Genomic DNA, 12,591 nt, shown 5'->3' on the forward strand with positions numbered 1-12,591 from the left:
CCATCCTTTGAGTTTTATTTTAGTTGATAAAATTAATCATGGAAGACGCAGTGTCAAGGTGACTGTCGCGCTACTCCAACTTTACCCAAGCCGCATTTCTTGCAGAACTTTGCACGCAAGCTGCAACGAACCTGACACCATTCAATCCATCCTGAACAGTGGGATAGATCACCGATGGATCAGCTGAATTGCCACTTCGAAACGCTGTTATGGCGTCCGCAGCTTCACTATAGACATTTGCAAAACCTTCCAGATACCCTTCCGGATGGCCCGGAGGCACTCTGCTCAGACGGTTGGCGGCGTCCCCGGCTCCGGCCCCATTGCGGGTGATCAGTCGTTTTGGCTCACCATAGGGCGTAAACCAAAGATAGTTTGGATCTTCCTGCGCCCACTCGATCCCACCTTTTTCACCATAGACACGCAATCGCAGTGCGTTTTCGTTGCCGGGGGCAACTTGGGACGACCACAGCATCCCGCGCGCGCCACCGTCGAACCGCAGCAGGACATGTGCGTTATCGTCGACCCTGCGCCCCGGCACAAAGGCCTGCAAGTCAGCCGCAAGGCTTTCCGCCTTCAAGCCTGTCACAAAGCAGGCGATATTGTAGGCGTGGGTTCCGATGTCACCCGTCGATCCCCCTGCTCCGGAACGCTCAGGATCGGTTCGCCATTCGGCTTGCTTAAAGTCTTGCTGCTCGGTCAACCAGTCCTGCGGATATTCAACCTGAACCACGCGGATATTGCCAATCTCTCCGTTGGCGACCATCTCACGCGCCTGCCTGACCATTGGATAACCGGTGTAGTTATGGGTTAGAATGAACAGCGCGCCTGAACTCTCCGCCGCCTTCACGAGCTTCTTGGCATCCGCAAGGGTCGAAGTGAGGGGCTTGTCGCAAATCACGTGAATACCGCGCTTCAAGAACTCTCGCGCTGCGGCGTAATGAACGTGATTAGGCGTGACGATCGAGACTGCTTCGATCCCCGATTTCAAACGCGCTTCTCTGATCGCCATCTGCTTAAAGTCGTCATAGACCCGTTCGAGCCCCAACGCTTCTCCGCTTTCTCGAGATTTTTCTGGCGTTGAAGACAAGGCACCTGCGACCAACTCGAACTTGTCATCCAAGCGCGCCGCAATTCGATGCACACCTCCTATGAAAGCATCAGTGCCGCCACCAACCATGCCAAGGCGAATGCGGCCTGATTTTACTTCACTGCGTCCAGTTACCATCAGTCTATCCCCAGCATTTTTCGATTGGCCGCCATATCGCTGCCGCCATCCGCAAAGTCGTCGAATGCTTTCTCTGTGACACGGATAATGTGGTCAGAAACGAATTGCGCACCTTCGCGCGCTCCGTCTTCTGGGTGTTTCAAGCAGCACTCCCACTCGACCACGGCCCAGCCGTCAAAATCGTTTGCAGCCATCTTCGAAAAAACGGCCCCAAAGTCGACCTGACCATCACCAAGCGAGCGGAAACGCCCTGCCCGGTTAACCCAGCTTTGATAACCAGAATAGACGCCCTGCCGACCGGTCGGGTTGAACTCGGCGTCTTTGACATGGAACATCCGGATTCGGTCTTTGTAGATGTCGATATTATCCAGGTAGTCGAGACACTGCAGAACGTAATGCGACGGGTCGTATAGCATACAAGCCCGAGCATGATTGCCCGCCCGTTCGAGGAACATCTCATAGGTCACGCCATCATGCAGATCCTCGCCTGGATGGATTTCATAACAAACATCGACTCCACAATCTTCTGCGTGATCCAGGATCGGGACCCAACGGCTGGCAAGCTCATCAAATGCTGTTTCGATAAGGCCAGCAGGACGTTGCGGCCAAGGGTAAACATAAGGCCATGCGAGCGCGCCAGAGAATGTCGCGTGCGCTGATATCCCTAAATTTTTGGAAGCTGACAGCGCCTTCTTAACCTGATCAACGGCCCACTCCTGCCGGGCTTTTGGGTTTCCCCTGACGCTTTCGGCGGCGAAGCCGTCGAATGCTGCGTCGTATGTGGGATGCACGGCAACAAGTTGGCCCTGAAGATGCGTGGACAACTCCGTCACTTCGACGCCGTTCTCTTTGGCCTTGCCCTTGAATTCATCGCAGTAATCCGTGCTTGAGGCAGCGGTTTCAAGATCAAACAACCGGCCGTCCCAACTGGGCACCTGAACGCCTCTGTACCCACAATCCGCCGCCCATTTGGTAATGGTGTCCCACGAGTTGAAAGGCGCTTCATCTCCGGCGAACTGTGCCAGAAACAACGCCGGGCCTTTGATCGTTTCCATAATGTCTCCTCCCCAAAAACCGATGCCTCTATTGCGGTAAATTTTCCTTCAGATAGATATCGATGCGAATACGTTCTTGTGCCTTGTTGAACGGAACCTTGTCTGATGTTGCGCGCAACAGACGGACCGCGGATCGGACCAAGTGACCTGAATCCTGCGAGATTAACGCATCAAATGTTCCACGGCTTAGTGCGTCACGGCTGAGCGGCGTGAGTTCATGGGCTATGATCACCAGATCTTTGCTGATTTTGCTGTCGGACAGAAACTGGATCAAACCGGCGTTGCCAGCAGCGGAAGAATAGATACCGACAAGATCTGGATAGGTCTCAAAAATCTCGGGCATCATCTTGTAAATCAGCTCAGGGTCATCGCGACCTTCGACCGACGCCACAACTTCGAGATGCGGAAAATCTTCGGCAATCACCAGATCGAAACCCTGCCGTCGTTCCAAATGATCCCGTGCCAAGCGCGAGCCTGTCAAGACCAACAACTTTCCCTTGCGATGCACAAAGCGCCCCATCAACTGTGCCGCAGTCCGACCAGCCGACACGTTGTCAACTCCGACGAAGTGGTCGCGCTCCGAGCTGGGGAGGTCGGACACCAACGCGACGACTGGAACGCCTTTGTCCCGGACCCGTTTCACTGCATCACGTACCGACGGTGTTTCCGGACCGAAGACAGCGACGCCATCGACTTCCCGAATGTCCAAGGCGTCTAGGATTTCGACAATTTCCTGGGGATCAAATGGAGCGACACGTTGGATTTTCATACGAGTCCGCTCGATGAACTGATCGCGCGACTGTTCTACGATTTGCTTGCTAAGCGCTTCGACAAACTCGTTGTCGCTATCGGGCAGCACAAACAAGAAGTTATAGACACGCTTTCTCGCAAGGTTGGCTGCAGCGGTGTCGCGGACATAGCCAAGCTCATTAATTGCCTGTTGAACCTTTTGTACAGTCACTGCACGAACGCCCGGCCGTCTGTTCAGGACACGATCAACGGTTGCCAGACTGACACCCGCAACACGCGCAATGTCATTCACAGTTGGTTTGTTCACCAATTCTAGTTTGTGTTTTTGCTCTTTCACGTGTCGTTCAGCCTTTAATCTCCTGCGCCAACCCCTCGAACAGCAAGGCGACGGCTTCAGCGCCAGGGTCGTTGTTTCCCATCAGGTTTTCCTCGGGAACATAAGCGGCCCGACCGGCCTTGGCACGGTGAATATTTGCAGTGCTGTCCGCGCCTTCGCGCGCTGCATGTGCAGCTTGGACCAATCCCAAAGGCAGAGCGTCCAAAGCGGGTGCCAACGCGTCGATCATTGTCCTGTCGCCGACCTTCGCGCCCCCAACCTGGCTGACGCGGTTCAAACCTTCCACCAAAGACTTCGGGATCGATGCGCCACTGGCGCAGGCGTCTCCTGCTGCATTGAAAAAGATGGCAAGAATGACCCCTGAAGAACCACCCATTGTTTGGCTGAGTTCGTTGCCCAAAGCCGGAAAAAGTTGCGTCAGATCCGCAAGTGGCATTCGGTCCAGACTACCCTGCAGAGCCCTGGCCGCAGTTGCCAATGTGCTGCCGGTATCTCCATCGCCGGACTTGGCATCTAACTCATTCAGGTCCTTCTCAGCATTTATCATCAATTCGGACAATCGCGTGATCGTTTCCTTCGTCGCAGGATTGTTGGATGGAATAGGATCAATCGGTGTCAAGCCATCAGGCAAAGGCGCGACTTGAATTGGATCAATAGAATTGACGCCTGGCCATGCCACGAGAGCTACCGGAGCTTCAAGCGCCGACAGTTCGCCTTCGCTCACGGGCAAGACAGAAACAGAGAATCCGTGCATGTCCAGAGATGTCATCATTGGCGAAGGACCGATAATGTGACGCGCCATCCCTGTTTCGGATAACGCGTGCGTCAACACGGACATTTCCAGTGGGGTTGTAGACCCGAGGTTGTTAACCAACGCAACACATTCCCCCGAGCTAATCCGTTGTTTTAACTTTCCTACGACGGTGGACATAGCCGTGACCGCGTTGGCAAAATCCACCTGCTCAACACCCGGTTCGCCATGGATTCCCAAGCCCAACTCGGCTTTGCCCGGTGCAATCCTGTCCTCTTTCGGAGATCCCGGAACGGTACAGGTATCGAGGCTCATCCCGATACTGACCACTTTACCGATGACGCTTTTTGCAGCCTTGGTCACTGTGTCCAGGTCAGCGCCATCTTCCGCAAGCGCGCCTGCAATTTTGTGTACGAACAAGGTCCCGGCCACACCACGCGGCTGCGGCAGATCCGGCAAGGCGATGTCATCATCGACTACCACCATCTCAACCTTGCGCCCCAAGGCGCGGGCGCGTTCTGCCGCAAGCCCAAAGTTCAACCGATCACCAGTGTAATTTTTCACAATTAGCAAACACCCCGCCTCACCGGTCACGGCCAGAATGCCCGCAAGAACCGCCTCAACTGAAGGCGATGCAAACACCTCTCCACACACAGCCGCAGTCAGCATGCCAGCCCCGACAAACCCAGCATGAGCAGGTTCGTGACCAGACCCGCCACCAGACACCAATGCCACCTTGGATTTGTCCCAATCAGAGCGGTAAACCACCTTGATATGCGGGTAGCCGTCCAATCGGGTCAATGCGCCGCCAGAAGCGGCCAAAAGACCGTCAATCGCCTCTGTTACAAGGGTTTCTTTGGTGTTGAGGAACTGGGCCATGCTTTTGCTCCTTAAGTCACGCGTGCGCCAGAGGCGTCAAAATACAATGGGTTGTGCGGGCTTATTTTTATCGTTTGCCCAGCGGGGTAATCCTGATGAACATCGATCAAGGTCACGACCGAGTGGCCGTTCAAATCTAGATGCAATCGCGTTTGGTCACCCAGATGTTCGGCCCGGATGACACGAGCATCACTGCCCTCGCCTTCCACGATATGCTCGGGACGTAAGCCAATCTGAGGGCCTTTATGGTTCCCGCCAAACAAGTGAGATGGCAGAATATTGATCCGCGGCAATCCCAAACGGCTGGCGACATAGACGCTGCGCGGGTTTTCATAGATGTCCCGAGGCGTACCGTACTGAACCAATCTGCCCTCTTCCAGCACGCCGATATGCGTTGCCATGGTCATCGCTTCAACCTGGTCGTGGGTCACGTACAGAAGCGTGGACCCCAAATCCGCCTGAATTCTCTTCAACTCAACTCGCAAGTCCGCACGCAGCTTGGCATCTAACGAACTGAGCGGCTCGTCCATCAAAAAAATCTGTGGATCGCGCACCAGCGCTCGCCCAATCGACACCCGTTGCATTTCGCCGCCGGACAGTTCGGTAGCTTTGTTGTCCAGCTTATGCGGGATTTGAAGTATCTCTGCGACTTCATTCACTTTCTTTGTGATTTCGTCTTCTGGTGTCTTTAGGATCGGAGATCGTAGCGGAAAAGACAGGTTTTCGCGCACCGTCATATGCGGGTAAAGTGAGTACTGCTGGAAAACCATCGCAACATCACGTTGAGCGGGCGTTTCAAACCCCACATCCCGACCAGCTATGTGAATTGAGCCGGAATCGAGTTTTTCAAGCCCGGAAATCAACCTTAGTGTAGTCGTCTTTCCGGCGCCAGTCGGGCCCAGCAGCACGACAAAAGCGCCGTCGGGGATCGTAACCGAGATATCATCGACTGCCTTCAGGCTGCCGAAGGACTTTGAGATGCTTTCCAGAACGACTTCAGCCATGACCCAATACCTCATCGTTCAGAACCGACCTGAGAGCTTTGCCCGTGGACTCTTTGAACAGCGTGATGGTCGGAGACCTAAACTCCAGACCCACAGTTTCGCCGGGATTTACCGTCTCGCGCGCATCAATACGGGCTTTCAGCTCTCCATTCGGACTCTGTAGCGTTACGATTTGAGTTGTCCCAAGGTATTCTGCCGCCAGAACTTTGGCCCTATAGTCGCTTGTGTCGGACAGAAACACGTGCTCGGGACGAACACCAAACACCAGATCTCCCTCGGCCCCTTCCATCAGTTTGGGAACAGCCTCATCGTGTCCGTTCAACCGGACCAACTCAGAGCCGGGTGCGACCTTGCCCCGAAACGGCAAAAAATTCATTGACGGAGACCCAATGAAGTCTGCGACGAACATTGTCGAGGGCTTGTCGTAGATTTCCTGAGGCGTGCCAAATTGCTCTATTTCGGCTTTGTTCATCACGACGATCTTGTCGCCCATCTGCATGGCTTCCAGCTGATCGTGCGTGACATACACCGTGGTCGCACCCATGCGATCATGAAGTGCACGCAGTTCCTCAGCCATATGCTCGCGAAACTCAGCATCCAATGCGCCTAGAGGCTCGTCCATCATGAATGCTTTGGGTTCACGCACAATCGCGCGTCCAAGCGCGACGCGCTGTCTGTCCCCACCAGAAAGCCCGCCGACAGGGTTGTCCAGAATGTCTGTTATCCCCAGAATTTCGGAAACTTCTTCCACTTTGGCTTTAACAGCCGAGCGCGGCATCCCCTGCGATATCAACGGATAGCTGATATTTTTGCGCACGTTCATGTGGGGATACAGCGCAAACATCTGGAACACGAATGCAATGTCTCGCTCTGATGGGGGTCGCTGGCTGATTTCTTCGCCGTCGAGATAGATCTCACCCGATGTTGGAAGCTCCAAGCCTGCGATCATCCTCAGCGTCGTTGTTTTGCCGCAGCCCGATGGACCAAGCAGCATGAAGAATTCACCATCTTCAATCGTGAACGAGCTTTCCCGCACAGCGGTGAAATCGCCGAACATCTTCTTTACGTTTTTGACAACGATCTGGGCCATTTCTACTCCGGAAAATGGCTGACGATGATGAACATGACAGTTCCGATCAGCGTAACGATGAAGGAATAAGTGAACGCCCAAAGGACGAACGGTTGCATCAGCATAAATACGCCGACCGCGATGAGGATGGTCGCGACCATCTCCCATGGGCCTCGGCGAAAACGCATTAATCCTGATAGAAACTCGCTCATTTGCGCACCGCTCCGAATGTGATCCCGCGCAGCAGGTGTTTGCGCATCAGGATGGTGAAAATCATGACCGGAATCAGGAATATCGTGGCACCAGCCGCAACTGCAGGCCAATCCAGCCCACCGATCCCGATGATGGTGGGAATAAAGGGCGGCGCGGTCTGCGCATTCGCGGATGTCAGCAACACGGCAAACGCATACTCGTTCCATGCAAAGATAAGGCAGAAGATCGCTGTCGAAGCGATACCCGTCGCAGCCTGCGGCAGTACAACTTTGTAAAACGCCTGAAACCGGGTGTAGCCGTCTATTAGTGCCGCTTCCTCATACTCTCGCGGGATTTCGTCGATGAACCCTTTCAGCAGCCAAACAGCCAACGAGATGTTCACACCCGTATAGAGAAGGATCATCCCCAAATGCGTGTCGCTTAGACCGAGGTTTCTGAACATCAGGAAGATTGGGATCGCAACGGCAACCGGGGGCATCATTCTCGTACTGAGGATGAAGAACAGAAGGTCGTCCTTGAGCGGCACCTTGAAACGGCTGAATGCATAAGCAGCCAAGGTGCCAAGGAAGATGCTTAGAAACGTCGATCCAAACCCGATGATCACCGAATTCATAAAACGCTCGCCAAACTTGGATGGCCCGACAATAACCATGTCATATTGCCGGACGATCTCATCGGCCCAGTTCTGTGGCGGGTTGGCTTCCAGGAACTCCTGCGTCTGCCGTGTGCGAGTGGTGAAGAGATTGACATAGCCTTCAAGCGTTGGATCAAAGACAACCTTGGGTGGGTAGCTGATCGCATCGGCTGGAGACTTGAAGCCAGTTAGCAAAATCCAAACCAGCGGGATCATCGTGATCAGCGCATAGGTGATAACCAGAAACCCGGCGATCCACTTTGAACGGTTCGAAGGTTCGGTGACGGAAAAACTGCTCATCTCTGTTTCACCTTGTTCAGGGCTTTGACGTAGATCGACGCGAGGCCGAACACGGTGACGAAAAGGATGATCGCATAGGCCGAGGCATAACCCGTGCGCCATTTCTCAAAGGCTTCGCGCTTCAAATTGATGGAGGTCAGCTCCGTAACAGACCCTGGCCCGCCGCCCGTCAGTTGCACCACCAGATCGAACATCTTGAAGTTCTCGATCCCTCTAAACAGCACCGCCAACATGAGGAATGGCAGGACCATCGGGATGGTAATCGTAAAGAACTGGCGCAGCTTGCTGGCCCTGTCGATCTCAGCTGCCTCGTAGATGTAATCGGGAATACTGCGCAGCCCGGCCAGACAGATGAGCATCACGAAGGGGGTCCACATCCAGGTGTCGACAATCACGATGGACCAGGGCGCCAGCGTTACGGACCCGAGCATCTCAAAGCTCGACGGGTCTTTGCCGGTAAACCACGATACGATGTAGTTAAACAGGCCGATCTGAGGCTGATAGAGAAACTTCCAGAAGTTTCCGACAACGGCCGGGGACAGCATCATCGGCAGCACGATGATCGTGGTCCAAAGATCGTTGCCCTTGAATTTCTTGTTGATCAACCACGCCAGAGTAAATCCGATAAGGACCTGGAAAAAGATCGTCCAGAACAGGAAATGCGCCGTCGCCTGCATATTCAGCCATGTGTCCGAGTCTGTCAGGATACGCTCGTAATTCCTGAGCCCGACATCTTTGACTTCACGGCCGATCCGGTTGGCCTTGTAGTTGGTAAAGCTCAGTTGGATGGTCCAGATCAAAGGGAAGATATTGATCGCCAGCAGTAGAAATATCGTTGGGGAGATGAATACCCAGGCGATCGCGCGGTCGGATAACCCCCGAATTTTTCGCGCAACTCGCTCGGGCGTTGCCTGCGCAACGCGATCTACGGTCCTGTCAGACATCTCTTTGCCAGTTCTTGTTGGTTTAGGACTCACGGGTGAAGGTGGAGCGGGTTTGCACCCGCTCCTGCCTGTGTCCGGACTAAAGCTTGCCTTCGTCTTCGAAGACTTCCGTCCAATCTTCGATCAGAAGATCAAGCGCTTCTTGAGCTGTGCCTTGGTCGGCAACCACGTAGTCGTGGATGCGCTTCTGCATTGCCAGCAGCAGTTCCGCGTAGGCAGGCTCTTGCCAGAAATCCTGCACCCCAGCCATTGCTTCCAGGAAGTCACCGGCGAACGGTTGGCTGTCTACGAAACCAGGATCTTCCAGCACCGAATTATGTGCCGAGTAGCCGCCTAGTTCCCACCATTTGGCCTGAACTTCTGGCTGCGCGAACCACTTAATGTACTCAAGCGCGGCGTCCTGTTTGTCAGAGTAGCTGACAACAGAGATACCTTGTCCGCCCAGTGTCGAGCCTGCCTGATTTTGTGGTGGGTTGACGAAGAAGTCGATCTTGTCACCACCGGTATTGGGATCGGCATAGAGACCCGGGAAGAACGCGAACCAGTTCATAGCCATGGCGACCTGACCGGACTTAAAGGCGTCCAAGCTCTCGCCCATGTAGGAGTTTGTGTATCCTGGGGGTGTCGCTGTTTTGTAGAATTCTTTGTAAAACTCTAGCGCTTCGACTGCTTCGGGCGAGTTTACGGCACCCTCCATATCGTAGGATCCTGGTGTGTTTTCATATTTGAAGCCCCACGGATAGAGTGCTCCGGTCACACCCATGGTGATCCCTTCGGAACCACGCTCAGTAAAGATCGCCGCACCGTAAACCGTCTTTCCATCGATCTCACGACCCTGGAAAAACTGCGCGATTTGCAGCAATTCTTTCTGAGACTGAGGTTCACGCAAATCTTGCCCTGTTGCTTCCTTGTACGCAGCTTGGATGTCCGGATTCTCGAACCAGTCCTTGCGATAGAACCAGCCGTTTGCATCCCCCATTGCGGGCAATGCGTAGTAGTTCGGAGTACCTTTAGGCCATGTCGAATAGGCGTAAACCGTTGCTGGCGCGAAATCGTCCATGCTGATGCTCTCGGCATCGAAGAAATCATTCAGTTTTACATAATGGCCGTTTTCAGCGCCCCCGCCGATCCACTGACTATCTCCGATCAACAGGTCACAGAGCTTACCCCCAGAGTTCAGCTCATTCAGCATCCGGTCCGCAAAATTTGGCCACGGCACAAACTCGAAGTTCATAGTATGGCCGGACTCAGCTTCGAATTCTTTTGAAAGCTCAACTAGAGCGTTGGCCGGGTCCCATGCTGCCCAACACAGTGTCAGGTCTTCGGCATATGCCCTTGTAGAAAGAGTAGTAGCGGCAAGGACTATTGCGCTGGCCGAGGCCAGTTTTGAGTAAGTCATCCATTCCTCCCTTTTTTGCGCCGTCATTCGAGGATGTGCGAATCGCGGCATGTCTATAAGGCTATTTGAGGTACGCACCTCAAGTCCAGAAAATTTTGAGGTTCGTACCTCAAAATCACCGCCAACACATCAACGTATCCCAGTAATTATATGCTTTTACTATATTTTTCTTCCTCTCGATCACTCAGGACCATCAAGCGCAAAGGAAGAAGGAATTCGAAATCAAACGCGCCAATTCTTCAAATCAAGGCACCGACGGTATTGCATTGCCAACCCGAGTCTATCCATGATTGTGCTGAAGCCCAATTCTTGCCGTTCGACCAAGATTCCAATGTAGGATCGCTAGGAGGGCGCTTGCTAGCCCCACCACCCGGATATCTCGACAAGCCAGGACCCCAATTATGAGTAAACTCACCATTGTCCGGATGAACCGCTACCCGATCAAAGGTTTGAGCCCGGAACCACTAAGCACCATAAACCTGCGAGCGGGTGAAGGCATTCCTGGTGACCGCCTATTCGGCTTTGCCCGCTACAACTCCGGTTTCGACCCTCGAGATCCAAAACCATTGAGAAAAGACCGCTTTGTTGTGCTTTTGAACGAAGCAAGACTGGCTGGACTGCAGACCAAATTCGACGCTCAAACTCAATTGCTGGAAATTAAGCACGGAAGGAAAACTCTCCACTTCGATATGAGTGAGCCAAACGGGCAATTGGACGCGGCGAGTTTCCTCAATACCACACTCGACTTAAGAGACCCCGAACCGCCAGTGTTTGTCTCTTCCCATCCGCATCGATTCACAGACGTTTCGGTCGTGTCGCCAAAAATGATGAACGCAATTTCCGTTCTCAACCTAGCGTCTGTTGATGCACTTAGTAGAGAGCTCAATGTGGAAATACACCCGGCAAGGTTTCGTGCAAATATTGAATTGGACGGACCACCTCCATTTTCCGAGTTAGACTCTGTCGGCTCAACCTTGGCCTTTGGCGATGTGAAGCTAAGGATAATTTCGCGAACAAAAAGATGTGCCGCTACCGAAGTTAACCCTCAAACAGCCGAACGAGACCTGAAAATCCCGTTCCTTATTCGAAAACACTTGGGCCACATGGATATGGGCGTGTACGCAGAGGTGCAGGAGAAGGGAACCCTAAACGTGGGCCAACATGGAAAGATAACGCAGTAGAACAAATATGAACCAATCTCAGCTAGGCTCTGGACCCATTGATTTGGATGCAGGAGCTGTCAGACGAATTTTAACCAGTCTCAATTTGACGCAAAATCGTGAACCTATCCGGAACAAAGTTGACGCCACTCGTCAAGAGCAGCGGTTCGCGTCAGCTTGAAGGAGTCTCGGCTGGTGAGGGATCTTTCCTGGTTAAAGTGGTTGTATACGGAGGAATGGTCGGAAGCGAAATTCTGTAAACTTCGAATGCGCCTTAAACCCTGCATCGCGCGCTCGCATTGTTGATACGGCAGGTGCGAGTTCTCGACCCGGTTGTTGAGCCATCTACCCGTCGGTTGTTTTTCGAGCGTGCCCAGCTCTCTGACCGCGGCTCTGTATCCGGCGAAGCGATCCGTGACGACGGCTTCCGCTTGGCCGTGTCGATTCATCAATTTCTTTAGAAATTTCAATGCTGCAGCTTTGTTTCGACGTTTGGTGACAACGGCTTCCAGCACTTCGCCCTCATGATCTACGGCTCGCCAGAGGTAATGTTTCTTGCCAATCACCTTCACGAAAACCTCGTCCACCTGCCACCTCCAATTCGAGAATTCACGCAGTTGTTGCACCCGCTTTTGTCTGATCTCAGAGGCGAAGATCGGACCGAACCTGTTCCACCCATATCGGACAGTTTCGTGGCTCACGTCGATGCCTCGCTCGTGCAGCAGATCTTCGACATTCCGAAGCGAGAGCGGGAAACGGATGTATAGCATCACCGCAAGGCGGATGATCTCTGGGCTGGTTTTGAAGTACTTGAAGAGGCAGGTCTGGTCATGCGCAAAAGCTACGCAACACCCCTACCCCGCTTAATCAA

12 protein-coding genes are annotated in these 12,591 nt (G+C 53.5%); 1 reads left to right on the forward strand and 11 read right to left on the reverse strand.

Annotated elements, in window-relative coordinates; translation table 11 throughout:
- Nucleotides 1-70: 70 nt before the first annotated feature.
- The 10 genes from ACR0KC_RS05165 to ACR0KC_RS05210 form a co-directional block, all read right to left on the reverse strand.
- Nucleotides 71-1,225 (reverse strand): Gfo/Idh/MocA family protein, encoded by a 1,155-nt coding sequence (locus tag ACR0KC_RS05165; protein WP_170403456.1) that lies wholly within the window; start codon nucleotides 1,223-1,225, stop codon nucleotides 71-73.
- On the reverse strand, nucleotides 1,225-2,280 hold the full coding sequence (locus tag ACR0KC_RS05170) for a sugar phosphate isomerase/epimerase family protein (RefSeq protein ID WP_480705265.1): 1,056 nt from the start codon (nucleotides 2,278-2,280) through the stop codon (nucleotides 1,225-1,227). Before ACR0KC_RS05170 ends, ACR0KC_RS05165 begins: the two co-directional genes overlap by 1 nt.
- A 28-nt stretch (nucleotides 2,281-2,308) precedes the next feature.
- The gene (locus tag ACR0KC_RS05175) at nucleotides 2,309-3,367 is read right to left on the reverse strand and encodes a LacI family DNA-binding transcriptional regulator (protein ID WP_480771562.1); all 1,059 of its coding nucleotides are present in this window, start codon (nucleotides 3,365-3,367) and stop codon (nucleotides 2,309-2,311) included.
- A gap of 7 nt (nucleotides 3,368-3,374) precedes the next feature.
- Nucleotides 3,375-4,997, reverse strand: a complete 1,623-nt coding sequence (locus ACR0KC_RS05180; RefSeq protein ID WP_480570440.1) for a dihydroxyacetone kinase subunit DhaK — start codon at nucleotides 4,995-4,997, stop codon at nucleotides 3,375-3,377.
- A gap of 11 nt (nucleotides 4,998-5,008) precedes the next feature.
- The gene (locus ACR0KC_RS05185) at nucleotides 5,009-6,001 is read right to left on the reverse strand and encodes an ABC transporter ATP-binding protein (protein WP_170511811.1); all 993 of its coding nucleotides are present in this window, start codon (nucleotides 5,999-6,001) and stop codon (nucleotides 5,009-5,011) included.
- Nucleotides 5,994-7,091: an ABC transporter ATP-binding protein gene (locus tag ACR0KC_RS05190; RefSeq protein WP_480705267.1), complete on the reverse strand. Its 1,098-nt coding sequence runs from the start codon at nucleotides 7,089-7,091 to the stop codon at nucleotides 5,994-5,996. Before ACR0KC_RS05190 ends, ACR0KC_RS05185 begins: the two co-directional genes overlap by 8 nt.
- Before the next feature lie 2 nt (nucleotides 7,092-7,093).
- A complete protein-coding gene (locus tag ACR0KC_RS05195; protein ID WP_170399676.1) occupies nucleotides 7,094-7,282 on the reverse strand; it encodes a hypothetical protein in 189 nt (62 codons plus the stop codon).
- A complete protein-coding gene (locus ACR0KC_RS05200) occupies nucleotides 7,279-8,217 on the reverse strand; it encodes a carbohydrate ABC transporter permease (RefSeq protein ID WP_010442361.1) in 939 nt (312 codons plus the stop codon). Before ACR0KC_RS05200 ends, ACR0KC_RS05195 begins: the two co-directional genes overlap by 4 nt.
- Complete coding sequence (locus tag ACR0KC_RS05205; protein ID WP_170567725.1) at nucleotides 8,214-9,161, reverse strand: carbohydrate ABC transporter permease; 948 nt, start codon at nucleotides 9,159-9,161, stop codon at nucleotides 8,214-8,216. Before ACR0KC_RS05205 ends, ACR0KC_RS05200 begins: the two co-directional genes overlap by 4 nt.
- A 79-nt stretch (nucleotides 9,162-9,240) precedes the next feature.
- A complete protein-coding gene (locus ACR0KC_RS05210) occupies nucleotides 9,241-10,560 on the reverse strand; it encodes an extracellular solute-binding protein (RefSeq protein ID WP_170424759.1) in 1,320 nt (439 codons plus the stop codon).
- 401 nt (nucleotides 10,561-10,961) lie between these two features.
- Here ACR0KC_RS05210 and ACR0KC_RS05215 point away from each other — a divergent pair, with 401 nt between their 5' ends.
- On the forward strand, nucleotides 10,962-11,741 hold the full coding sequence (locus tag ACR0KC_RS05215) for an MOSC domain-containing protein (protein WP_480705269.1): 780 nt from the start codon (nucleotides 10,962-10,964) through the stop codon (nucleotides 11,739-11,741).
- Between the two features lie 104 nt (nucleotides 11,742-11,845).
- Here the strand turns inward: ACR0KC_RS05215 and ACR0KC_RS05220 are convergent, their stop codons facing one another.
- The gene (locus ACR0KC_RS05220; RefSeq protein ID WP_480705742.1) at nucleotides 11,846-12,508 is read right to left on the reverse strand and encodes an IS6 family transposase; all 663 of its coding nucleotides are present in this window, start codon (nucleotides 12,506-12,508) and stop codon (nucleotides 11,846-11,848) included.
- Nucleotides 12,509-12,591 lie beyond the last annotated feature (83 nt).

It is taken from the genome of Ruegeria sp. CF3 (assembly GCF_056537365.1).